At 53.9% G+C, this 24723-nt stretch carries 12 protein-coding genes and 2 tRNA genes; 6 read left to right on the top strand and 8 right to left on the bottom strand.

The window, feature by feature from the left end:
• Positions 1-15: 15 nt before the first annotated feature.
• Positions 16-582 (top strand): helix-turn-helix domain-containing protein, encoded by a 567-nt coding sequence (locus WMO45_RS00180; RefSeq protein WP_349138603.1) that lies wholly within the window; start codon positions 16-18, stop codon positions 580-582.
• A gap of 367 nt (positions 583-949) precedes the next feature.
• Positions 950-2119, top strand: coding sequence for a type I restriction endonuclease (locus WMO45_RS00175; protein WP_349138602.1), 1170 nt, complete (start codon positions 950-952; stop codon positions 2117-2119).
• Positions 2120-2186: 67 nt separating this feature from the next.
• On the opposite strand, the gene WMO45_RS00170 is transcribed toward WMO45_RS00175, so the two are convergent.
• The gene (locus WMO45_RS00170; protein ID WP_349138601.1) at positions 2187-3389 is read right to left on the bottom strand and encodes a Fic family protein; all 1203 of its coding nucleotides are present in this window, start codon (positions 3387-3389) and stop codon (positions 2187-2189) included.
• 170 nt (positions 3390-3559) lie between these two features.
• Here WMO45_RS00170 and WMO45_RS00165 point away from each other — a divergent pair, with 170 nt between their 5' ends.
• Positions 3560-5074, top strand: coding sequence for a recombinase family protein (locus WMO45_RS00165; RefSeq protein ID WP_349138600.1), 1515 nt, complete (start codon positions 3560-3562; stop codon positions 5072-5074).
• A gap of 26 nt (positions 5075-5100) precedes the next feature.
• The gene (locus WMO45_RS00160; protein WP_349138599.1) at positions 5101-5868 is read left to right on the top strand and encodes a hypothetical protein; all 768 of its coding nucleotides are present in this window, start codon (positions 5101-5103) and stop codon (positions 5866-5868) included.
• Between the two features lie 57 nt (positions 5869-5925).
• Here the strand turns inward: WMO45_RS00160 and WMO45_RS00155 are convergent, their stop codons facing one another.
• Together WMO45_RS00155 and WMO45_RS00150 are read right to left on the bottom strand one after the other, a co-directional pair.
• Positions 5926-12351 (bottom strand): S-layer homology domain-containing protein, encoded by a 6426-nt coding sequence (locus WMO45_RS00155; RefSeq protein WP_349138598.1) that lies wholly within the window; start codon positions 12349-12351, stop codon positions 5926-5928.
• A 210-nt stretch (positions 12352-12561) separates the two neighbouring features.
• Positions 12562-13650 (bottom strand): DUF3048 domain-containing protein, encoded by a 1089-nt coding sequence (locus tag WMO45_RS00150; protein ID WP_349138597.1) that lies wholly within the window; start codon positions 13648-13650, stop codon positions 12562-12564.
• 246 nt (positions 13651-13896) lie between these two features.
• On the opposite strand from WMO45_RS00150, the gene WMO45_RS00145 reads away from it, so the two are divergent.
• Positions 13897-14433: a DUF4364 family protein gene (locus WMO45_RS00145; protein WP_349138596.1), complete on the top strand. Its 537-nt coding sequence runs from the start codon at positions 13897-13899 to the stop codon at positions 14431-14433.
• Positions 14434-14543: 110 nt separating this feature from the next.
• On the opposite strand, the gene WMO45_RS00140 is transcribed toward WMO45_RS00145, so the two are convergent.
• The 4 genes from WMO45_RS00140 to WMO45_RS00125 all read right to left on the bottom strand — a co-directional run bounded on the left by WMO45_RS00140 (position 14544) and on the right by WMO45_RS00125 (position 23831).
• Positions 14544-18179 carry an S-layer homology domain-containing protein gene (locus WMO45_RS00140; protein WP_349138595.1) on the bottom strand — a complete coding sequence of 1212 codons (3636 nt, stop codon included), beginning with the start codon at positions 18177-18179 and terminating at the stop codon, positions 14544-14546.
• A gap of 370 nt (positions 18180-18549) precedes the next feature.
• Entirely contained in the window at positions 18550-23151 is a 4602-nt protein-coding gene (locus tag WMO45_RS00135) for an S-layer homology domain-containing protein (protein ID WP_349138594.1), read from the bottom strand.
• Positions 23152-23494: 343 nt separating this feature from the next.
• Positions 23495-23568, bottom strand: a tRNA-Gln gene (locus WMO45_RS00130).
• Between the two features lie 131 nt (positions 23569-23699).
• Complete coding sequence (locus WMO45_RS00125; RefSeq protein WP_349138593.1) at positions 23700-23831, bottom strand: hypothetical protein; 132 nt, start codon at positions 23829-23831, stop codon at positions 23700-23702.
• 139 nt (positions 23832-23970) lie between these two features.
• On the opposite strand from WMO45_RS00125, the gene nrdR reads away from it, so the two are divergent.
• Positions 23971-24426, top strand: a complete 456-nt coding sequence (gene nrdR / locus WMO45_RS00120; RefSeq protein ID WP_349138592.1) for a transcriptional regulator NrdR — start codon at positions 23971-23973, stop codon at positions 24424-24426.
• A 110-nt stretch (positions 24427-24536) separates the two neighbouring features.
• On the opposite strand, the gene WMO45_RS00115 is transcribed toward nrdR, so the two are convergent.
• Positions 24537-24613: transfer RNA gene (locus WMO45_RS00115), tRNA-Arg, on the bottom strand.
• Between the last annotated feature and the right edge of the window lie 110 nt (positions 24614-24723).

Below are 24723 nucleotides of genomic sequence, written 5' to 3'. Positions count from 1 at the left end.
AAGGAGTGCATACACTTGGACATTCAAATTTTTGTACAAAATGTCAAAATACTATGTGCATCAAGAGGAATCAGTCCCACAGCTGCTTGTAAAGAGAGTGGTGTTGGAACTAGTTTTATCCCTGATATCAAGCGTGGCAGGATTCCATCTATTGATAAATTTGAAAAATTGGCTCTTTATTTGGGCGTCACTATCAGCGAACTTCTTGGCGAAAAGAAACTAGATCTTGCTGTTGTCTCTTATGATGTACCACCAAAGGACACTATCGAAGAGGTTTTTGAGATAATAGATCTTATGAAGCCCCATGTGCTCAGTGATTTCCGAGAATTTGTTAAAACTAGCCAGCCTCCCATTTCTTCCACATCGACTGGTCCATATTCGTTCGTACTCCAGGCAAAGCTTCAAAGCTATATGTATGCGCCTCTAAGCTCCACAACTGAGGCTGTCCCTTCACCGGATTCTAATGTTTTATTACCCAAGGAGAATGAGCTCATAGATCTCTACCGGAAGTTATCTTCTGCGCAACAAGATACAATTCTGGAAGTGGCTCGAGCATTTGTTGTCAAGGGTGATCATTCATGACATAAAAATTCCGTGTCCAAGTCGGACACGGAAAAAGATCGGGGACATTCATATGAAAAGGTGTCTGTAATGAAAGTGGGCATACAGAAACAGTTGAATTGGATCCAGGTCCCTGCATTTTGGAGCTTTCAATCGACTTTTGCAAAACACGATTAGAATTGAATCACAAAAAAGATACCGTAGTACAAATCAGTTTTAATCGTCTATCAGGCAAACTGATGGCTGAAATAAAATAATATCTATCATGGACGCCTCATTGATCTGCTCACTTTTCTTTAATCTTCTGAAACATACTCGCTTATAGCTGAATAATTTCCGACCTTCATTGAATCGATCGTTATCTTACAAAAGAAAGGGTGCCGTTTATATGGAATTTTCAGAGCAGCTGCTCCAATTTGCCAAGCGTGTGGATGTGCTGAAAGATTCCATATCCACAGAAGAAGCCACAAAGACCTCCCTCATCATGCCGTTCTTTTCTCTATTGGGGTATGATGTGTTCGACCCATCCGAATTCCTGCCAGAATTTACGGCAGATGTAGGAATCAAAAAGGGAGAAAAGGTGGACTATGCCATTCTCCAGGATGGAAAACCGGTCATCATTATTGAGGCAAAATCAGTACAGCGCAACCTGGAAAAGCACGACTCCCAGCTGTTCCGCTATTTTGCCACTACTTCGGCTAAGTTTGCCATTCTGACCAACGGCATACGGTACCGTTTTTTTACTGATCTGGACAACTCCAACAAGATGGACGAATTACCTTTTCTGGACTTTAATCTACTTCATCTGCGTTCAAACCAGATTGAGGAACTCCAGAAATTCCGCAAGGAATCTTTTAATGTCGCCAAAATCTTTGATTCCGCCTCTGTGCTGAAATATGAGGGGAAATTTAAGGAAACCATTGCCGCTCAATTTGAGAACCCCACAGATGACTTTGTTCGTCTATTTCTCCAAGACGTCTATTCCGGAATGAAAACCCAGTCTGTTATCGAAAAATTCCGCCCCATCCTGAAAGCATCCATGCAGGAATACATCAGCGAGGTCATGAGCGAAAAGTTTAAGACAGCCCTGGCCCAGCCTTCCGCACCCGCTCAGCCGGCCGCACCCGCTCCTGAACCCGAACCTGTGACTGCAAAACCCACAGCAGAGCCAACCGCTCTGGAGCTGGACGCTTTCTACCGGGTCCAGAATCTTCTGCAAGACTATGTGAGAATGGAAGATATTACTTATAAAAAGAACGATTCTTATTTCTGCATTCTCCTCCAAGGCAGCGTCCGGAAATGGCTTTGCCGTCTGATCCTCAACGACCGTCAGCTGGTCCTCATTCTTCCCGATGAGGAAAAGAAAGAAATCCGTTGTACACTTGCTAACCTATACGAACTGGGCAATTACACACGTTATATGACCAGTGTGGCCGCTCGCTACATAGAGCTTCTGCAACCATTGCAGCCAGAACACCCTAAGGTATATCAGATTTATATCCCCCGCCGCTTCCCAAAGGTACAGAAAAAGGCTGCATCCTCTTCTCTTCCCTGTTGATGCTTATCCGAAACAAAAAAGAGCCGGGGCTCACGCCCCGGCCTCTTAAACCGCCAAAAATCGAACATTAGTTTTTATTTTCTAATTTCTGTACATCTAAAGAATAGTAGTTGACTCGTCCTCGCTTCTCCTTCACTAAGAGTTCAGAAGGAATTTTCTCAAGTTTTGTTTTCAAGGTACTCCGGCTGATATTAACATGCTTCAAAATTACCTTAGTTGGCACCCCAAATTCAGAAAAAAGGGTAGCCTGAATCAACAGGCTATATAGCTCTTTTAGCGACTCGTCATTTTCTTGTACCAGCTCTGGTATTTTCTCAAGGTTCCTGTTTAGCCTGATGACTCCTTCCATAAGAGAGCTTTTCAGTTTGTCTACTGACTCCTCAACAATCTTTAGGAACATATGCAAAAACGGTGTTAAATCTCCCCGATTCAGCGGGTCATTGCAAATAGTAAAGGCCTGGTAGTAGTCCTTCATATTTTCCTTAATCGTATATGATATGCGGTAACCGGTCACTGGCTCCAGTTCCTGTGCCAATAAATAGCTACAGATAAACCGCCCCAGTCTCCCATTCCCATCATAGAATGGATGAATATACTCCAATAAATAATGGAAAATAGAAATCCGAAACAGGATCTCACAGGAGTCATCGCCTAAAAAACGGAGCGCCTGCTCCATTGCCTGAAGAATCCGTTCCTCCGGATACAGACCTTTGTGAATTTCCTTTTGGCTGGGGCTGTAGATACTCACAGGCCCTTTGCGAAACAGTTTACCGTCGGGGATATCTCCTGGTTCCTCCTGTGTCACTTCGGCCAGCACCAACTCGTTGTAAATTTCCCGTACATCCTGACAGCTGTCCAAAGGCAATTCTTCCTTTGTCATCAGCATATTGTATTTCTGTACCAGACCATAAAACCGTTTTTCTTTACCCTTACGGCCCAATTCATCCAAAATATCGCTAATTTCTTTCCTGGTACTTCTCACACCTTCGATATTGTTCGTCAGCGTGATCTCGTCAATCAGGCATCTCCGGGAAAATTGATAGAGTGCTGCGCCCGGGAGTGCCTGGCACAGATTGGACACCTTCTTATTCATCCGAAGAATATTGGTCAACATCTGATAGGTCTGGGGTGTCTGAATAAAAAAGGCTGGATTTCTATTCACTTCGAAATCCAGATGCACAGCATATTCACTGTGGAAGCGCTGCTGATATACCTGCTCATAGGTATCCTTATTTTGATAAAACAGCTTCGACAACCCAATATAGTCCATCACTCCCACCTCCTCAAGATATGATCAATTACACTTGACATTTTATCATATATCATTCTATTTTATACTGACATTAACAAAAAACACTATTTTCTGTTAGTATGCATTATATTAACACACCTTTATTTTTAAATGCAAGTATTTTTGTTAATTTATTTTCAGGTGATTGTATGGCTACTTCCAACAACAATCTGACTGGCTTGGACGCCGCCGCCTATCTGCGGAAGTCCCGAATGGAAGAAGGCATGGACACCGAAGAGGTACTGGCCAAGCACCGCAAGGCTTTGGCCGCCTATGCCGCCGCCCATGACATCCACATCATTGAGACCTACTATGAGGTAGTCAGCGGGGAAAGTCTATACGCCCGGCCGGAGATGCTCCGGCTGTTGGAGGACGTGGAGGACGGCCGGTACGACGCGGTGCTGGTGATGGATCTGGATCGACTCTCCCGTGGCCGGATGAAGGATCAGGGTATCATCCTGGACGCTTTCCGGGATTCCGGCACCCTCATCGTCACCCCGGAAAAGACCTATGACCTGTCCGACGATCTGGACGACGAGATGGCGGAGTTCAAGACCTTCATGAGCCGTCGGGAGTATAAGATCATCAACAAGCGGTTGCGCCGGGGTCTGAAGCAGACCATCCAGGACGGCTGCTATGTGGCAAACGCGCCCTATGGCTACCGGAAAGTGACGGTGGACCGGAAACCCACTCTGGAGATCTACGAGCCGGAAGCCAAGTTCGTGCGGATGATGTACGACCTCTACCTCCAGGGCTACGGCTGCGTCTCCATCGCCCGGTATGTCAACTCCCTAGGGGCCAAACCCCACCGCTCGGCGGAGTTCACCCGCAACAGCGTGGCCCACATCCTGCGCAACCCAACCTTTGCCGGCAAGATCGTGTGGGATCAGAAGACCCACATTCGCAAAGGGTCCAAGGGTAATCCCAAGCACATCACGATCTACAACCCTCGGGATCAGTGGACCATCGTGGACGGGATGCACCCGGCTATTGTGTCCCAGGAGACCTACGACCAGGTGCAGGCCGTCCTGGCCGGTCGGTATATCCCCTCCCGGAATGACGGCACGGTACGCAGCTCTTTGGCCGGTCTGGTACGGTGCTCCAACTGCGGGCAGCATATGCAGCGAATGACCATGAAGGGCACCCCCTACCTGCTCTGTACCAGGCCTGGGTGCTGTGCCTCCACCAAGTTCGAGCTGGTGGAGGGGCGCGTCCTATCCTATCTGGAGGAGACCCTGGCCCGGATGGAGCTGGAGCAGCAGACCGGGACCGGCCGGGACACTGCGGTACTGGACAATACGCTGGAGGCCATCCAGAAGGAGCTGGCCGCCGCCCAGCGGCAGAAGAACCGGCTGTATGAACTGCTGGAGCTGGAGGAATACGACCTGCCTACCTTCCGGGAGCGGATGGCCGCGGTGAAGGAGAAGATTTCCGCCCTGGAGCGCCGGCAGCGGGAGACCGAGCGCACCATAGAGCAGGCCAGGCTGGCAGACCCCGCCTCCCTGGTCAGAAAGATCCGGGCAGTGCTGGACGCCTACGATGCCGGTGATGCAGCCGGCCGCAATGCCATGTTGAAGAGCGTCCTGGACACCGTGTGGTATGAAAAGAAGAAGAAAACCAAGCCCACCGACTTCCAACTGACCTTTGATCTGAAACCCTTCTAACCGCAAACCATTGCGGCGCAATGATTTTGCGCAGTATAAAAGACGCTATATCTTCCGATAAAGACTGCATCGAGGATCTGCGTTTCTATCCCACGCAGGATTCCAAATGCGCGATTGACCGTGCAATCAGCATCAAAGCCGGTAAAGCAGAACTACTTTACGTATACATCGACGTAGAACCCATTGGATTCAACCGCGGCTTCTATACCGTGGATGTGCGTTACTTCTATCGTGTGACCGCCGATGCCTTTGTTGGTGCCGCCCGTCCGGTACAGGTACAGGGCCTGTGCGTTTTCGACAAGCGTGTCATCCTCTTCGGCAGCGAGGGCACCGCCAAGGTATTCTCTTCCGAGGCCGCTTTCGACCATCTGGACGAACAGAATATCCGCAAGACCAATCTCCCCACTGCCGTGGTAGAGGCGGTGGACCCCATCGTTCTGAATATGAAGCTGGTAGATGTATGCGAATGCCGCCCCTGTGACTGTGAGCTGACTGAGATCCCGCCCTGCATCTGCGCCTGCTTCGGCAGCGAGCTCTGCTTCGGCAACGACGGGAAACGTATCTATGTCACCCTGGGCCAGTTCTCCATCATCCGTCTGGAACGGGATTCTCAGCTGCTGATGCCGGTGTACGACTACTGCATGCCCGAAAAGGAGTGCACCTGCGGCGGTTGCGACGACGACCCCTGCGAGATCTTCCGCCACGTCAAATTCCCGGTCAATGAGTTCTTCCCTCCCAACAGCCCTGCTCCTCTGCCCGATAACTGTCGGGATCTGAAGGGCTGCTGTTCCTGACCCCCCAATAAAATAAAAGGGCCCCGACACCGGACTTCGGTGTCGGGGCCCTTTTTATCAATGGTTCATTGTGACAAAGCGCATAAGCATCATGGCTACTTCAGCGCGGCTAGCGGTGCCCTGGGGATCCAGAGCAGAGCCATCCTTGCCGGTGAGGATGCCCTCGGCTACCGCCCACTCCATCCCCTCCTGCGCCCAGGCGGACACAGTGGAGGCATCGACAAAGCCGGTCAGGCTGCCCTCAGTGGCGGGGGAGCCGGCGTAGCGGTAGAGCATGACGGCCAGCTGCTCCCGGGTGATGGTGGCCTCGGGGTTGGTGCCGTCGGTGATACCCTCGGCCACCGCCCAGGCCATGGCCTTCTCATACCAGGTGGTCCCGCCGGTGGTGTCCACGCCGTCCAGGCGGGCCAGCACGGTGAAGAACATGGCGCGGGTCATAGGCATTTCAGGGGAGAAGGTGGTGTCGGAGGTACCGTTAAACAGGCCCTCGCTCACCACATAGTCCACAGCCTCGCTGGCCCAGTGGGTGGCGGGCACGTCGGAGAAGGTCCGGGTCTCGGGCTCGGTGGTCTCGCCGGGGTCAGTGGTCTCACCGGGCTCCTCGGTCTCGGTGGGAGGCGTGGTGTCCTCATCCTCGGCATCGCTGCCGTCGTTGTAGGAGCCAACCTGCACCAGGCACTGGGCGGTGTAGCCGCCGTCGTTGGTGGTGACAGTGACGGTGGTCATGCCCTCGCCCACCACAGTGATATAGCCCACGTCGCTGACGGTGACCACGTTCTCGTCGGCGCTGGTCCAGGTCACGGACTTGTCGCCGGCGTCGGCAGGCTCCACGGTGGCGATGAGCTGCTCACCGCGAGGACCGAAGTTGGAGTACAGATACACGCTCTCCACGTTCAGCTTCACACCGGTGACAGCGGTCATCTCATCCTGTTCAAACACGGCAGTGACAGTGACAGATTGCGCCGGCATTGTAAAGCAATTATCCTTTATCGCTATATCCGTACTAGTCCAGCCCACAAAATGCCATCCTACGGCAGGCTGAGCAGTCAGTGTGATCGGAGTCCCTTCAGCGGCCTCGGTCTGGTCGGCAAAAGCAGCGCCCTCACCCTGAACTTCCACTGTGATCGGATAGTACTTCTCTTCCGGCTCATCGCTATCCAACCGGGTAAGCCGGACACTCTGGATCACGGTATCACCGTCTTCTGTCACCACAGAGCGGAACGTGTGGGTCCCCTGTGTCAGCTCGATCTCATCGGTCAGCGGCTTGATGTAGTATGTGCTGCTCTTGCTAGAGCCGATCTCCGGTCCAGCGTCCTCAAGGCCGGTAGCATCACCCAGATCTACCGGTTCTCCGACCGGGAGATCGTCAATGTAATTTTGGACCGTAGCCCGGGTTCCTTTTTTGATTACCAGCGCCACAGCATAGCTCCCGCTCTCCTGTACCGGCAAATCGATCAAAAACGCATTGCCGACCTTGCTGTTCTTCTGCTGGAGATATGCTACGCCACCATCATCGCTCGTGGCAATCAGGCCGTCCGGCTCCGAACGGAGCGTAGCGTTGACCGTTCCATCTGTACAGTATTCTACATAAGTATTCCGATCCGGCTCAACCACTGTGATGGCATATTCTTTCTGGGAAGAGAGGGCCGCATCACTATCACAGGCGGCAATCAGCCGGTCTCCTGTAGCTACAAGAGCCTCAGCATCCTTCTCCTTTCCAGACGCATCAACTACCGTCAGTTCCAGCGTCAAGGCATTGCTGCTCTGAAGGTCGCCCAACAATTGCTCTACCCGGTTGTCCTCTAGGCACGTAATGGTACCTGTACCATTATCCACCTCGGTGGCTACCGTCGCACTCACACTTTCCAGCATAATGCTGTAGTAAGCCTTCAGTGCTGGGTAGACCGTCCAGTCCTCTTGGGCCTCACTGGCAGAGGAGAGTCCGTCCGCATCCGCTACAGCCACCGTCTCACCGCCGCGCCCCTTGTCCACATAGGAACAATTGGTCAGCGTGATACCGCTGGCTTCCCGCAGCTGGACCAAGCCGTTGACTCCAAGTCCCTTGGACATGGTAACGTGATTCAGCACCGCTCCATCCACATCATCGAAGACGATGGGATAGCGGTCATCCGTACCGCCCTGGGTCCCCTCAAAATCAAGCGTAACGTCTTCAAACGTCACATTCTGCGCATGGCGCACATAAAAACCATAAGAGGGCCGTATTCCCATATCCGGGCTGTTGTACTGTCCTACGTTGAGTTCGTTGCAGGTCCGTTCCGTGTCCGCAAACGTATAGTTTCCGTTCTGGTTATACCCCTTGACCGTGAGGGTCACATCCTTAAATGTGACGTTGGTGACATATCCGGTAGCACGGCCGTCCGGCATGTCCGCATCGGTCACACCCTCCGGCATCCGGTAACCCACTACAACGGAGGTATACTCCTGATGGCTGGACGGATCGTAGGGTGCAAAACCACTGTCCTTGTTGTACGTGCTGCCGCCATAGGCATCCACGATGCGCACGTGGTTGAAATTCACGTTGTCCACGTGTCCCATAGCCACATTCCGGACCGCCCGCTCGCCGTCCGGCGTCACGTAATTTTCCGCGCCGAGGACCCGCCCGCGGTGGGAAATGGAGATGAAAATGGGGGTCTTGGTCCGCTGGAAATAACCGCTTTCCTCCGTAAAGACCGGCCCGGTCTCACCGGTGTTCAGATTGATGTTCTGTACCAGCGCACCGTCGTTGGTGGAGATGGAGAAGCCCGCCTTATTGGCGCCCATGACCACCAGGTTATCCACGTATACATCCCTGGTATCGTCGGCGGTTTCCGAACCAAGCTGGAAGTTGTTGCAGTTGGTATCGCCTACGATGTTGCGCACCTTGTAGTTCCACACCGGGCGGGTGAAGCCCAGCGCACAGTCAGAACCCAGTTTGATGATATCGTCCGAGGTGCTGGCTGCAAAGATATTGGTAGCATATACGTTCCGGTTGCCCATGAAATCCCATACATCTCTGGCATTACCCGTATTGTAGTGCTGATAGTAAACGTCATGGATGTTCACATTGTCGCTGCCGGTGGACAGCATGACAAAGTGACCGCCCCGGTCAATATAGAGCATATTGGACAGATCGTCCCCTGCCTTGCGGTACATGGGACGGGCGTCCTTGCGGGTATACTCCTGAGCCTTCTCCAAATCATACATCAGATCGTCGTAGGTATTCATACCGCCCACCTCGACGTTGGTGCAGAGTTTGAAGGAAATCATGTTGTCGGTCTTGTTCGTGGCCTGCTTGTGCACGGTACCATCGCCGGTATTGAGCACTCCATTGCCATCCAGCCGGCCGGTACCGATGATCTTAATGTTGTCTGCCCGGCGGGCATAGATCATACAGTTCTGGAAGAAGCAGTGGCCGTCATCCTGTTTGGAGAGGAAGTTATCCGGATTGGCATAGGGGTCCTCACTGGAATTGGTCCCGCTGCCATAGTCGCCGTAATGCCACCAGGCACTCTCCGGCCCGTCCATTTTCCCGCTGGTCGCCTGCAGCATAGCGCCCCGGGCGATGTACAGGTAGACGTTGCTCTGGAGGTAGATCGTACCTATGGGGTAGGTCAGCGGCGCATCATTATCTCCATTGCCCGGAATATATACGGTTCCGCCGCCGATCTCATTGAGCCAGTCAATGGCGCGGTTGAGCGCCTGCTTGTTGGCGGTGGCGTCGCCGTCGGCCGTCAGTCCGAAAAGTGTCGCGTCCAGCCGGCCGCTGTAATGAGCCACTGTATTGGACTCCCCGGAATGAGACCCGCCATCTGCCACCAGTTTGAACTGATAGTAGGCCTCGTCTTCCAGGCCAGTCACAGTATAGCTGCCGCTATTGGGGATGGTCTCCAGCATCGTCCATTCACCGGATACCACTGTGCCGCCCGGCTCCACGGTCCCCTTGGCAACATAGAGGTCCACCGTGTCCACTCCGTCGGCCGGAGTCCAGCTGAGATAGGCGTTGGAATACAACTCGCCCATTTCGCTATAGTCCAGATAGCTCAGGCCGGTGACCCCGCCCTTTTCTTCGTCATAGGTGTAATTGGGCTCCGCCAGAGCAGGGTCATAGGGTAGCCGCTGAAGATCGGATACTGCGTCCCGCACTTCGAGCACCGCCGTCTCCGGCCCCTGTCCAAGGCTGCTCAGCCCGGACAGCGTACTGTCCACGCTGCTGTCCGCCGTAGTCAGGCGTGCGCTGAAATGATAGCTTCCCTTTTCCTCAAAGGAGACATTCTTCAGCGTGATACGCAGATCCGCCCCGTTGTTGGGCCGGAGATCTACCCCAGTAAAGCGAATGGTACGCCCGCCGTTGATCAGCTCTGCCTCACCCAATGTCTGATAGTCGTAATCCTCCGCAAAACGGCCCAGGACCGCGTGCATGTCCTCATTTTCGAACGTCCCGTCCGCACGCAGCTCGCCCCGGCTCTTGGAGAAATCCGCAAACGGCACATCGCCCCGCCCGATCACGTTGACGGTGATGTCCTCTTCCCGCACGGCTACCGGCAGGTCGATCTCCACCTGGGCCTCCGGCGTGCGCTGGCCGGCATAGTACTCCAACACCAGTGTGTTGCTGGTTCCTGCAGTCACTGTATCACTCAGCAGCTCCAGCTTGCCCGAAACAGCGGCCGTTACTACCGTGATGGCATACTCATGGATGTGCTGCCCATCCTCCGCCGTCACCATCAATTTGTCCCCCGTAACCGGGAGCTCATCGTGCTTCTCCTCGCCGGTGGCACTGACGATCTGGTAGCTTTGGTTCGTTCCGTTGACCGACTCCAGCTGTGTGACAATCTCGTCCGCACTGCGCAGAGCCTGCAGGCGTCCCACTTCGCCGGTATAGTCGGATTTATTGATCTCTTTAGCCTTACTCTTGTCCAAAGATGTGCCGTTTACCGCATCCATTACCCACAGCCGGCGCACTTTACCATCCACCAAGGTAATGGAGTCGTCGGTGATTGCCCCAATGTTGGAGCCCTGCATACCAAATTCAAAATCTTCCGGTTTGGCTGCGGCGATATCCGTACTGGTCGTATCGCCCAGCACCACCAGCCGGTAAACAGCACTGGCTCCGCCAGCATCGGTAACGACCAGCTGATCGCTGGAATACAGCGCCCCCTCTGTCTTTTCCTCGCCCTGTTCCGTTTTTACCTGGAAGGTAAGCGCTCCTCCATCCGGAGCACGCAGTTCCGACAGCAGACTCTCCACCACAGCATCGGCTTCCACTGTAACGGACTTTTCAACCGTATCCACTGTCCGCACCGTCTGTGCATCGTCCTGATAGGTGATCGCGATCTCGGCTTCATCATAAACCCTGACCTGCACCTGGGCCGTTTTGGTCTGTTCCGGATCATCTTTCCGGGTTACACTGGCATACAGGACCGTCTCTCCCACGCCTATAGGCGTCACAACCGCCGTACCGTCGCCCTGGTCTTCCACAGTGGCGACTTTTTCATCCTCGCACCGCCAGCTCAGTTGTTCAAACCGCTCGTCCACAGTCGCCTGGACCTGTCCGGTCTCGGCCTGCGCCAGGTTGAGAGACAACTTGGAATAATCCAATGTAATGGCGGGGGATTCGGTGACCGTAACGGTAATTTCAGCGCTTTTCTGCACGTCCGGCTCTTCCTTGGACTGCACCGTAGCGGTGACTACTGTCTGCCCTACGCCTACAGGTGTCACGGACGCCGTGCCATCCCCAAGGTCCTCCACCGTGGCCACCTGGTCGTCTTCCACACTCCAGCCCAGGGTATCATACGCGTCGCTTACCACTGCGCTCACGATCGCTGCCTCATTGCCAGCCAGCAGATCAAACTCCAGCGTCTCCGTGTCCAATTCCACTGGCGGAGCACTCAACGATGTCAAAAGCAGTCCGTAAAGCACAATTTTCCCCTCTGTGACTGCCTTTGCGGTAAAAGTATGGCTCTCCCCCGTTACTTCCAGACTATCAGCCAGACGATAGGTATAAAATGTACTGGCCGTCGTCGCATTCCCATTTAGCAGCGTGCTCCCATCCACCTGCTGCGCTGGCTCAGCCGTGGACCCAAGATCAATGACCGGATCAAACCAGGTATCATCCAGCGCACATTGAACGCTGGCTCGCCCGCTCTTGTTCTGTTTGTAGATCAAATCCACTTGATAGGTATCCTCCGGAATACCTTCCAGCTCGGAAAATGTCACCGTACTCCCAACTGCGGCCGATTCCGTCTCCAAGTAGGCTGCACCCTTATCATATCCAGCCCCCGACTCACCTTTCTTCATGGTTTCATCACTGTAGGTCACAGTATAATCGGATACCGCATCATCCGCACTTTCTCCGGTAAAAAACGCCACCTCCAATCTGCCGTCATCCGGTTTCTCCACTGCTGCCTGTACCCCTGGTAGCCACCCGCTCACCATTGCCAGGCAGAGTCCAGCAGCAGCAGCCCGTTTAAATGTACACGTGTTCAAAGCAATTCCTCCTCTCTAATTTATATAAAAACGTTTTATCTAAGTTTTATTCTATTTCTTTTTGTCATTTTAGTCAATTCTAACCACACTATTTTCTTTTTATTTGGTCTTATTGCTCATTTATGCATTGCATTTTTAGTAAATCATACAAGTTATCTAAAAGAAATGGGAGCCGCAATACGATACGGCTCCCGTTCTTCTTCAATCTGTTCATGCAAAAGAAATGTCACAATCCAGCGGAACAATCATCACATAGGTGTGCCCTGCACCAAAGGTAATGGGATTTCCCTGCAAATCATAGTAGTGCAGTTGTCCATCCGGGTACTCCTTGCCCCAGGTCAGCTCCACGGCCTGGCCGCCACAGGCAAAATAGCCTGTGCCGCCACTGGACAAATCCACTGTGATATGCCCCAAGCTGTCCCCGGTATACCGGCAGGCCGTCTGTATGATCACCACGTTGGTAACCGTGACCTGTTCACCGGAATTTCCGTCCACATAGGGTTCCCCATATTCCTCTACGGCATAGACACCGGCTCCGGCATCATAGACAAAGCGCCCAGTCTTGTAGTTGGATACAGGTACTGTAATCTCTTGTGCCGATATTCCACCGGTGGGTGTCCCGTCCTCGGCAAAGGTCATTTCATAGCAATAACCCTCTTCATGCTCCAGACGCAGGCGGCTCTGTTCCGCAAAGCACTTTTGAATGGCCTCCCCCGTGGTGACAACCGTATGTTCCAAACTGTAATGTTTCCGTCGCTCCGGATCACGCCACATAAGGTTGCCGTTCTCCGTGTTGCTCATATACGGACCTCGTACTCCGTCCAGCGCATCCACTCCCCACTGGCGAATCTTACTGTAAGCATCCTCACTGCCGCCAGCGTGAATGTAAATAGCGTCATGGCCCAGAGCCAATTCCAGATAGTAAGGCCTCGCCGACCGGATGGAGCCGATGGTCCCTACATCCTCCAGAGACTGATAGACCCCCAGCATGCGGGTAATTCCCCCCTCCGCCGGCACCTCATAAATGATGTCCGCCTGAGACTGGCCCAGCTGAGGCAATGCCTCTTTCAAATTATTGAGCATGATCGCCACTGGCCTGCGGTTCACCCATTCCTCTCCCATGGGAAGCCCGCTGAGCGGGTTTAACGGCCCGTCATATGGGGTTGGCTCCGGAGTAGCCTCCACGGTCGGCTCTGGAGTGGCATCCATTGTAGGTGACGGGGAATCCTCCACATTTTCTCCACCGCAGGCCGCCAGCAGAAGCGTGGTGCCCAGCAGCAGCGGGAGCAGTCGTTTCATCATCTTTTGACACCTCAGTTTCCCATTGGATTTGCAGCAGCTTCCAGGGAGTGCCCCCATATCATTTGGGCATATCATCCAAAAGTCTCCCATTTTCTTCGCCTTTTCTGCATCATACCACATCAAATCCTGACGAACAAGAGGGAATCAGCCTATAATCCGTGATTTCAAAATCCCCCTTGTGATTTTCAGGTGCTTTCGGTATAATGTTATTGTATGTGCATTCCATTGGAAAGGAGACCACTTATGGCGCGCTACGGCTTTATCCATGATAAATTGGATATCAAATTTCTCATCCTCTACCTCATGGCACGAGTGGCAGCTCCCATCGACTTTCCCACGTTGACTGAACTGACCATGTGCGATGAAGGTGTGGACTATTTTGACTTTGCCGAGGCGGTCTCTGAACTGGTAAATTCCGACCACCTGACACTTAAAAACGGGCTGTATGAGATTACGGAAAAGGGCCGTTCCAACGGCGCAGTCTGTGAAAGCAGTCTACCCTACTCCGTCAAGCATAAGTGCAGCGCCAATCTGGTCAAACTCAACGGCATCCTGCGCCGCAACGCTCAGGTCCGGGCGGAAATCTCTCCACGGGAGTCGGGCGGCTTCACTGCGCGCATGTTTCTGGACGATGACGGCGGTAATTTGCTGACGCTGGAATTTTTTTGTGGTTCTCAGGAGCAGGCTCAACGCCTGGCCGACGGTTTTAAGACAAAGCCGGAACGAGTCTACAACGAAGTCCTCTCTGCCTTGCTGGCGGGCGAGGACAGTGAAACGTAATCCATTATCCTCCCACCCGCCCCGGTGCACATCCGGAGCGGGTATTTTTATAAATAAAAACCGAAGGGGCGCATTGGAATGCGCCCCTTCGGTTTTTGCAATATTTGCAGTTACTCGGCAATGTTCTCGCAGAAGTTCATCATAATCTGGGCAATCTCAGCACGGGTAGCAGTACCCAGAGGATCCAGCTGAGTGCTGCTCTTGCCGTTGATAACACCGGCGCCCACGCCCCAGCTCAACCCCTCGGTAGCCCAGGAGGAAGCGGAGGCAGCGTCAGCATAGCCCGCCAGGCTGGTGCTGGCCGTAGTGTCATATCCCTTATACTGGGCATAGCGGTAAAGGATGACCACCATCTGCTCACGGGTGACGTTGTCATTGCCGCCGAACCGGCCATTGCCATAGCCGTCCACCAGGCCGGTGGCAGCCGCCCAATTCACCGCGGAGGCATACCAGTCGCTGCTGCTCACATCGGTAAATCCGGCGCTAGTGGTCACCGCAGGACGACCCTCCATGTTGTAGAGCACCTGGGCCACCATGGCGCGGGTCACATACTGGGTGGGTGCAAACAGATTGCCACCAATACCATTCATAATGCCGTTATCGCTGACATACTCCACGGCTTCATAGTACCACTGACCGGCAGCCACATCGGTAAAGGTACCGCTGGTGGGCGTTTCCCCGCTGCCGCTGACACGGAAGGTAGCAGAAACGGTGGCTCCTCCGGCAGGCATGCGGAAGGTGCAGGTGCCATTGCTCACCGTGGTAACCGCCACCTGGGCACCGCTCTGATTGGTCACCGTCAGGGTATCCAGAACATAGCCGTCATCGGGTTCGATGGTCAGCGTGACCTCAGCGTTGGGACCAGCCTGAGCAGGCGTGGCCGTAATGGTGCCATGCTCCAGAGAACTGGGCAGGATAACATCGTACTTTACATCATCCGACTCATTCTCAAAGTAATTGGAGGTCACAAGACAGCTGGCCTGATAGGCACCGTCCGCGGTGGTGGCTGTAATGGTGGCAGTACCGGCGGCCAGAGCTGTTACGGTACCATTCTCATCTACAGAAGCCACAGTCGGATTGCTGCTGCTCCAGGTTACCGTCTTGTCGGTGGCATCATCAGGGGTGATCGTGGCAGTCAGAGTACCTTTGTTCTGGGTGGAATCGTTGTAATACAAGGTCATGGAACTCTGATTCAGCGTAACTCCAGTCACCGGAACCCCCTGCTGGTGCAGGTACAGATCGATGGCCACAAGGTCGCCTGCCTTGGTGCAGTCAAAACGCAGATAGTACTCCCCTTCCGGGATGGTAACGCTGGTCTGGGGCGTCAGATAGCTGTAGCACAGCGTCCCGGTCTGGGTCGCCGCCTCGTCAATGGATCCCAGCTTATACTCTGTTCCGGTAGTGGTGTCCACCAAGACCACATCAAAGCTGCCGCGGCTTGCGCCGTCCTTGTAGGACAGCTCCGCCGTATAGTCTCCACCGGAAACCTTAATGGGCGTTGTAAAATAGAAATTGTTGCCCTCGGTCATGTTATAAATCTGGAACCAGCAGGTATTCAGATTCTTGTTGTACTGGACCACAGCATCGCTTTCTTCCATCCCATCCAGGGAGAAACCACCGCCGGGGACAATATAGTCCTTAATGTGGGAAAGCTGGTAGTGGACCGTATTCTCATCATAGGTCTTGGAGCTCACTTCCGCGTCACCACTGGCCAGATAATTGATGTCATAGGCCGTCTCCAGCGGATCGTAAGGCCGCTCACCAGCGAAGGTCGTATACTCGTCAATGCTGACCCCTTCGAGGTTCTCAAAAAGGCTGCGGCTAACATTGGACGCAGACAGATCACAGTTGGTGAAGGTCACATTCTTGGTATTGCTGACCGAACTATTGCTGCTGCCGCCGGTAAAAGTAACATTGTCCAGCGTCAGTCCATCCACATAGCTCAAGGCAAGGTTGGTCTTGCTGCTGTTAAATGTAGAATTTTTTACCGTAAAACCAGAAATATAGCAGTCATCGGTAATACCGCTCTTGTCGATATGCTCACCGGTAATGCCGTCCTTGCTAAAACCGGTGAGTTTGATGGCATTGGCCCCGCCATAATTGGTGGTTCCGGCCTCGTTGACCATCAAATCCTCTACCACCACGTTTTTAAATTCCGGCATGTAGGCTTTGTAGCTAAAAGAGCTGGGATCAATCCCCAGACGGGAAGGCACTTCCTCCATAGCTGCAACCTCACTACTAATATCATAGTTAAGGTCCACAATAATCACGCCGTGCGAGGAAGAGCTGGTGGACACCTGATTCACGGTGTCTCCCTTATAGTAGATATTCTCGATCACACCACCGCGGATATAATTTGTCTTAAAGCGATAGGCAACCTGAAGATTGGAGCTTTCCATATCGTTGTTCCGGGAGAAGATATTCTTCACACCACCGGTGATTTCAGAGCCGATGGTCACACCGCCGTGGCCATCCACCATCTCATTGTTCTGGATCACAATATTGAAGCTGGCCCGGTCAACCCGCAGGCCATCGCCATTACGGCCAGACTTGATGGCGATGCAGTCGTCACCCACATTGAAGGTGCTGTTCTGGATCACCATATTGCTGGTGCATTCCGGATCGCAGCCGTCGTTGTTGCCCATATGGGACTCCACATACACTCCGTCCACCATCACGGTGTCACACAATACCGGGTTGATTTCCCACATGGGAGAATTCTCGATCCGGATACCCTCGATAAGTACATTCTGACAGTTGTAGGGCTGGATAAAGTTGGGACGCAGATAGCCGTCGCCCGCTGCCTCCCAGGGTTCAGACTCCGCCTCGCCGTACTGGCGCTCAGACACCGGTACATCCATCTGCCCCTGAGCAAACAGCTTGTTCCGGGCGGGCACCTGGGCGATATCGCTCATGCTGTGCTGCACACCCTCGCTGTCGGTGTAGTACTTCACACCGCTATTTTTCCAGGGCTGCCACACACCGGTGGAACCGTCCACACCATCACCCACGGTAGCCTGGCCGTCCAGCGTGCCGCCGCCAGTGATGGCCACATTCTTTTTGCCGTAAGCATAAATGAACGGGGAATAGTTCATCAGTTCCACGCTCTCAAAGCGTGTCAAGGTCAGGCCCTTGTCATCCACACCATCCCCATAGACCTGCTTCATAAAGTCGCCCTGGTAGAGCTCCGTATTCACGGAGAACGCCAGAGTAGCGCCTTCCTCTACGCAGAGGTTGACGTTATCCTCCAGATGAATGGCGGCAGTATAAAATACCTTTCCATCTTGAGCGGGCACCACAACGGTACCGCCACCGGCCTCGCTGACGTCCTTGATGGCGTCATAAATAGCCTGTGTATTGACCTTGGCCAGTCGGGTCTCTTCCGCCAGTTCATCTTCCGTCCAGTTCCAGACATCATCCTCACTGACTCTTTCACTGGCTTCTGCACCATAGTCCAGGATGGAGACCGTACGCTGGTCAAAGATCTCCTGCATATCTTCCACAGCGCTCTCCACATGCTCTACGATGGTGTCTGCGTAACCCCATGCGGACTCCGAATCCACAAAGGTGCTGGTATCGTCAAAATCCAGACCGTCGGCCACAGTATATGTTAACTGCGTTGCTTCTTCACTTTCGGCTGCAAACGAAGTCGTGACAAAGCAGGTGCAAAGCAACGACGCTGTCAACACACAGGACAGTACCCTGCGTATGACTCCTCTGTGAAGTTTGCGTATTTGTTTTTCCATGGTTTCCTCCTTTTTGGTCTCGCTGTTGATTGCTTTCCCTATTTTGGCCGTCACTCACCCCCTTTTATTTATCATGATTTTAGATAGAGAGAACGTTTTATCACGTCTCTTTATCGCAAAAAATTTACCTCACCTTCACCAATACGTCAACAACAAATGGTTCCTTACTTTTCCTATCTCCTGACACAATATGCTTTGAAATTTCCATTGATGTTTTTCCCTCTATAATAATATAACGAAAAAAGTGTGAAAAAGTTTCAGAAAAAATGTAAACTTTTTTCTTTTATTTTTGCAAAAAATGCCAATCGGGCGGCCCTATAGGGTCGCCCGATTGGCATTTTATTGATTGGATTCAGTCGGTCTGTAGGCTTTATTCGGCTGTGTACCAGCCGTTATCCGCCTTGTACTCACCCAGGGTGATCTTCACCGCCGGGGTATCGTCATCCGCCTGATAGTAGAGGTTGCCCTCTTCATCACGATAGTAGTGAGAGAAGAACTCCCACAGGTGGGTAGCCTCTTCCTGCAGGTACACGTGCGGGGTGTCGGCCACCTCCGTGAACTTCACCAGAGGCACACCGTCCGCCGTGGAGAAGGTCTCGGTTGCGAAGCTGTCCGTGTACATCACGGACTCCTTCTCCGCCTTCGCCGTGGTCTCGTCGATGCCGTTGTGCTTGTTCCACGCCTGCAGCGCCTTCACCGTGTTGTTGCCCTCGATCAGCTTCGCGCTGCCGACGCTGTCGTACTCACCCAGGAAGCCCCAGATGGCGATAGGCGTCTCAGTGGACAGCTCGCCCTCGTAGGGCACCATGTAGCCGCAGGGGCCGATAGCCGCAAACCGATCGGTCGCGTTGATGGCCATCGTCCAGGTCATCATGCTGCCGTTGGAGTGACCGGTGATGTACTCACGGCCGGTGTCGATGTTGTAGTCCTCCTCCATCCGGTCCAGCAGACCGTTCAGGAACTGGACGTCCACATTGTCCGCATTCACCGCCGACTCGGAGCGCCAGGTGGGGGCGGGCACATTGCCGCGGTCCGCGCCATCCGTATTCAGCGCGTTGGCAAACACCACGATAAAGCCGTTCTCCTCCGCCAGGTCATACCAGCGGGACTCCTCGGCAATACCGGTCATGGTGGCGCCGTAGCCGTGCAGCACCATCACCAGGGGTACCTTCGTGCTTCCATCGTACGTCGTGGGCACATAGGTGATCCAGCGGCGCACCTCGCCGTTGACGGTCTCCTGGGTTACCGTGAAGCCTTCCTCCGTGTAGTCCTGAGCAAAGGCGATCCGGCCGCCCTTCTCCAGAGCACGCAGGCGCTTGATCTGGCCGGTAAAGTTGTCCCAGATGGCATCGGGAGCCACGCTCTGGCCCTCGCTGTCGGTGACCACGACCATCTTGGCCGGGTTCTCCGCGTTCACATACTGGGTGTCAAAGGGATCCTCGCCGGGAGCCCCTGCCGCCGTGATGTCATCGGCGGTCTTGAAGTAATTCACCACATGGGCGTTGGTGCTATCGGCGCCGGAGTCGATCAGCCACACAGAGGTAGCCACATCCTTGGCCTTCAGCTGCAGCTCCTCCACGCCGTTGGTGGAACCGTCGCCCGTGAAGGGAGCCACATACAGCTCGCCCACTGCGCTCAGAGAGGCCGCAGGCACTTCCGTAGCGTCCACCGCGCAGATGCTGGAGAAGTTGGCCGCGTGCCGCGCGCCGAACAGCAGCGCAGCCGCGCCGCCCTCCTCATAGCCCACCAGGGCGATCCAGCCGCGGTTCACGCCCGCGGGGTGCCGCTGGCTCAGGGAGCGGGAGCGGATGGTGGTGTACAGGGAATTCACCAGGCTGGCGTCGTCCCGGCCGTTCTCGTCCAGAGCCAGGTTCCAGCTCTCCCCCGCCTCGGGGCCCATGAACGCCACCACAAACTTCTGGTCATAGGCCACGCCGGCCTCCTGGGCGTCCGCCGCAGCCATCCAGGCCTTGCCGGTCTCGGTCTCGGCAAACTCCGCGGCGGTCATGCCGTCCGGAGTCAGTACCAGGACCACCGGGCAGTAGGGCTGCGCGCCCTCGGGGATGTACACCGTAGCGGAAGCCATGTCGTCGCCCGCCGTGATCATCACGCCGTCGCACTTGCCGGTGATCACCGCATCATAGGGATTCTCAGGATCATAGGTATACTCCACCTTCTCAGCGGGCGCAAACCATCCGGTGGAGGCCTTGTACTCGGAAGCCTTTACCGCCTCCGGCTCGCTCTCGGCGCTGGCCTGATAATAGACCGTGCCGTCCTCACCGCGGCTGTACTTGGAGAAGAACTCGTTCCAGATGGTCACGCTCTCCTCCTGCAGATACACGTGAGGCGTATCCTTCACTTCCGTGAACTTCACCAGCGGCACGCCGTCCTCATTGCTGAAGGTGCGGGTCACAAAGCCGCCGTCATACTGCTTGCTCGTGCTTACCTTGTCTTCGTTGGTCCCGTTCTGCTTGTTCCAGGCCTGCAGCGACTTCACCGTCGCGCCGCCCTCCACCAGAGTGGGATCTCCGGCCGAGTCATACTCGCCCAGGAACGACCAGGTGGGCAGGATGGTCCCTTCCTCCAGGCCGTCCATCGGCTCGGACATATAGCCCACAGGCGCGATGGCCGCGAACCGGTCGGCAAACTTGGAACCCATGGCCCACGTCATCAGGCTGCCGTTGGAGTGGCCCGTAGCGTAGACGCGGCTGGTGTCGATCTTATAGTCGCTCTCCATCTTGTCCAGCAGGGTATCCAGGAACTTCAGATCCGCCTCAGGATCCGTATCCTCACCCGCCATAGAGCCGAACGCACCGGCCAGCCACATGGCAGTGGGGATGTTGCCCATGGCATCCGCCGGACGCACCAGGCCCTGGGCGAAGACCACGATAAAGCCGTTCTCCTCGGCCACGTCATACCACCGGGACTCCTCCGCGATGGCGTACATGGACGCGGTATAGCCGTGCATCACCAGTACCAGAGGCACCTCGCTGGTGCCGTCGTAGCTGCTGGGTACATAGGTCATCCAGCGGCGCACCTCGCCGTTGATGGTCTCTTCATGGATACTGAAGCCCTTCTCGGTAAAGTCCTGCGCCTTGGTCACGCGGCCGGGCAGCTGCATGGCCATAAAGCGCTTGAAGGTCCCGGAGAACTGCTCCCAGATCGTCGCGGGAGTCTGCGTGTTCTTGCTCACCCAGATCTCTACATCCGAACCCTCACGTCCGGTGTTGTACACGCTCTCCGCATAGCTGTTGGCTGTGCCCTTCGTGGCGTTGGCCGCCGTCACATAGAAGTCCAGAGCCGCCTTGTTGGCGCCCTCCGCATCGGAGTTCACAAACCACACAGGGGTATCTACCGTCTTGGCCGCAATGGCCTCTTCCTCGATGCCCTGGGTCGTGTCGCCCGGGAACGGCATCACGTACTCTTCGCCGATGGTCTTCAGCGCCTCGGCGGAAGCCGCCGTTGCGTCTACTGCGCAGATGGAGCTGAAATCGCTGGCCCAGCGGCCACCGAACACCAGAGCTGCTGCGCCGCCCTCTTCATAGCCCACCAGGGCCGTGTGGGACTTGTCCATCGAGAACGCGCCCTTCAGGCTCAGTCCCTTCTGACGCATGGTCAGATACAGCTGATTGAGCACCGCCGCGTCGTCACGGCCGTCCTCGCTCAGATCCAGGTTCCATGTCTTGCCGTCCTGGGGCTCCAGGAAGGCAACCGCGATCTTGTTCTCGTCCGCCACTGCCTGCCACGCCTTGCCGGTCTCGCTGCCGGAGAACGCGCGGGCCGTAGTGTTGTCAGGCGTAAGAACGATTACCGCAGGCGCCCAGGGATCCATCCCCTCGGGCAGATAGTAGCTGGCTACGCCCGTGGTGTCCTCGTCCACCGTAATGGGCACGTTGTGGAACAGGCCCACATTCACGCCTACATACGGATTGGCCGGGTCATACGCATTGGTGTGTCCGGTCTCGGGTACCTGACTGTCAGAGGAATCGCCGTCATCCGAACCACCGGAACTGGAACCACCGGAAGGCGTAGTAACGACTGCAGAGGTATTGCCCGTGGTCTTACCAGTTACGCTGGTGCTGTTCAGAGTCACTTTTTTCACACTGTTGGCTACGTTCAAATTGCCCTTCACAGTAGAGTTCTTCAGTACAGCCTGGTCCCCATTGACCAGAACGTTGCCGTTGACGGTAGTCTTCTCTACTGTTACATTGTCACCACAGATGATCAGATTGCCATTCACCGTGGCATCCTTCAGTGTTACACCGTTCGCCGCAACAATCACGATACCGTCCTGCACACCGGTTATCGTGGTATTGTCCTGTGTGATATAGGCCACTACAGCATTATCCAGCATGGTGACCGCAGAAGCACGGGTCAGAGACGTCTCAGGCGCAAACAGGCCGCCGCCTACTCCCTGGATATAACCAGCCGACCGCATAGCAGATACATAAGGCATCGCCCAGTCAGCAATGCTGGCATCATCCTTGAAGTCCGTGCGTCCCGTAGCCAGTTCCAGCCCCAGCGCCACAGCGACCATCTTACAGGTCTCCTGGCGGGTTACCGGGTCACTGGGACTAACCAGGCCGTTCCCCCGTCCGTTCATGATACCGGCCGCCACACATTTCAGAATGTACGGGGTGTACCATGCGTCCGACGGAAGATCATTGAACTGGTTCTCTGCCGTTACCTCCAACTTCAGGGTCTCGGCCAGAATCTTTGCCAGTTCCGCACGGGTAATGTTTGCATCTGGGTTAAATTTCCCCGTTCCGTCACCAGCAATGATGCCATACTCACTCCATTCCAGAATGGCATCTTCTGCCCAGTGTCCGGCGACATCTGTATACTGCACTGTAGATGTCGTCGGTTCTGCTGTCTCCGTCGGCGTTTCCGCCGCGTAGACCGGTACCATTAAGCTCAGGATCAGACTCAACGCCATAACAAGGGATAGAATCTTCTTCCATTTTTGCCTCATACCGTATCAGCCTCCTCACTTTTCCTTTTCTTTTTTCCTTGAGAGGTGCAGTTTCTCCCAAGTTCTTATAACATTATACGCTAGTATATTAGAACATTCAACCGCACAGTTCACATACTTTTTACCGTTTTTTCGTCATATTAGCCAATTTTAAGCTTCATTTAGAAAATTATGTAATTTATTTTACTCATATTGACCGCTCTATTTTGCCTACAATACCACTTCTGTACGTTGCAAAAAACATCCTGCAAAGCAAATACTTACAGCATATGCTTTCCTGCATACATCTTAAAACGCAAAAAGACACCGGGACTTCCAATAACGGAAGTCCCGGTGTCTCATTTGGCAGCGGGTGAAGGATTCGAACCCTCACATACAGAGTCAGAGTCTGCTGTGCTACCCTTACACAAACCCGCTATATTGAACTCGCACTCGTTGAGCGCAGGTGTTATTATACCAGACCAATCCAAAATGTCAACAGTAAAATCAAAAATTTTTCAAAAAATTTAGGGCCGGGGATTTTCCCGGCCCTGTGTCTGGATACGCACTTAGAACTGATTGGTGTTCTTCGCCTTATTCTGAGCCTGCTCCTTCTTCTTGTTCTGAGGATTCTGGCCGCCGACCTTATCCTGGCTGCCGGGATTGTGGAGCTTATTACGGCTTTCGCTCTCGTTCTGCATTGCGCTCACCTCGCTTTCGCTCTGTCTCTATTCTGTCCGAATTTTTCCGTCTCATACAAAAACATTTAAAATAAAGATACCACCCCGTTCTTCTTTATGATATAATAAGCTAAATTTAGAGTCTGGGAGGCCAGAGACTATGAAATGCCCTTATTGTGCCCATCCCGAAAGCAAGGTGGTTGATTCCCGTCCCTCAGATGAGGGAGCCAGTATTCGCCGACGTCGGGAATGCCTGGAGTGTCACAAGCGCTTTACCACCTATGAGACAATGGAGAGCCTGCCTTTGGTCGTCATAAAAAAAGATGGCAGCCGTCAAACGTTTGACAAAAGTAAATTACTCAACGGAATGATCCGCGCCTGCGAAAAGCGCCCTGTTCCCTTCCATGTTCTAGAGGAAATCTCCAACGAAATTGAACAAACACTTCAAAATGCAATGGATCGTGAAATTCCATCTGCCAAAATCGGCGAACTGGTCATGGACCGTCTCAAAAGCGTGGATGAAGTTGCTTATGTCCGCTTTGCCTCGGTCTATCGTCAATTTAAGGATATCAGCACGTTTATGGCCGAGCTGAATAAATTGCTCCAAGAAAAATAAACGTTCATTCCGCATACGGCTCCCTCCGTATGCGGAATTTTTATCCCTATGCACAGTACAAACCAATTGGTATAAAAAAAGCCGGAGCAAGCGAAAACGCTTACTCCGACTGGTACGGCTGAAGGGATTCGAACCCCCGACCTTTTGGTTCGTAGCCAAACACTCTATCCAACTGAGCTACAGCCGCATATTCTCTTCTGCATCAGCAGCTAAATTATAATAGCACGGTTTTCCGCAAAATGCAAGAGGAAAAATCAAAATTTTTTATTTTTTCCCTTAGGTATTCCCAGCAAAATT

It is taken from the genome of Flavonifractor hominis, assembly GCF_040095835.1.
Lineage (GTDB): Bacteria > Bacillota > Clostridia > Oscillospirales > Oscillospiraceae > Flavonifractor > Flavonifractor hominis.
Note: the sequence above shows the minus strand (reverse complement) of the source record. Positions and strands in the feature narration are given on the sequence as shown.

Bases quoted from the DNA above. Each gene is read 5' to 3' on its own strand.
- WMO45_RS00140 (WP_349138595.1), bottom strand. From the start codon at position 18,179: ATGGAAAAACAAATACGCAAACTTCACAGAGGAGTCATACGCAGGGTA.
- WMO45_RS00135 (WP_349138594.1), bottom strand. From the start codon at position 23,151: ATGAGGCAAAAATGGAAGAAGATTCTATCCCTTGTTATGGCGTTGAGT.
- WMO45_RS00165 (WP_349138600.1), top strand. From the start codon at position 3,560: ATGGCTACTTCCAACAACAATCTGACTGGCTTGGACGCCGCCGCCTAT.
- WMO45_RS00150 (WP_349138597.1), bottom strand. From the start codon at position 13,650: ATGAAACGACTGCTCCCGCTGCTGCTGGGCACCACGCTTCTGCTGGCG.
- WMO45_RS00145 (WP_349138596.1), top strand. From the start codon at position 13,897: ATGGCGCGCTACGGCTTTATCCATGATAAATTGGATATCAAATTTCTC.
- nrdR (WP_349138592.1), top strand. From the start codon at position 23,971: ATGAAATGCCCTTATTGTGCCCATCCCGAAAGCAAGGTGGTTGATTCC.
- WMO45_RS00175 (WP_349138602.1), top strand. From the start codon at position 950: ATGGAATTTTCAGAGCAGCTGCTCCAATTTGCCAAGCGTGTGGATGTG.
- WMO45_RS00125 (WP_349138593.1), bottom strand. From the start codon at position 23,831: ATGCAGAACGAGAGCGAAAGCCGTAATAAGCTCCACAATCCCGGCAGC.
- WMO45_RS00170 (WP_349138601.1), bottom strand. From the start codon at position 3,389: ATGGACTATATTGGGTTGTCGAAGCTGTTTTATCAAAATAAGGATACC.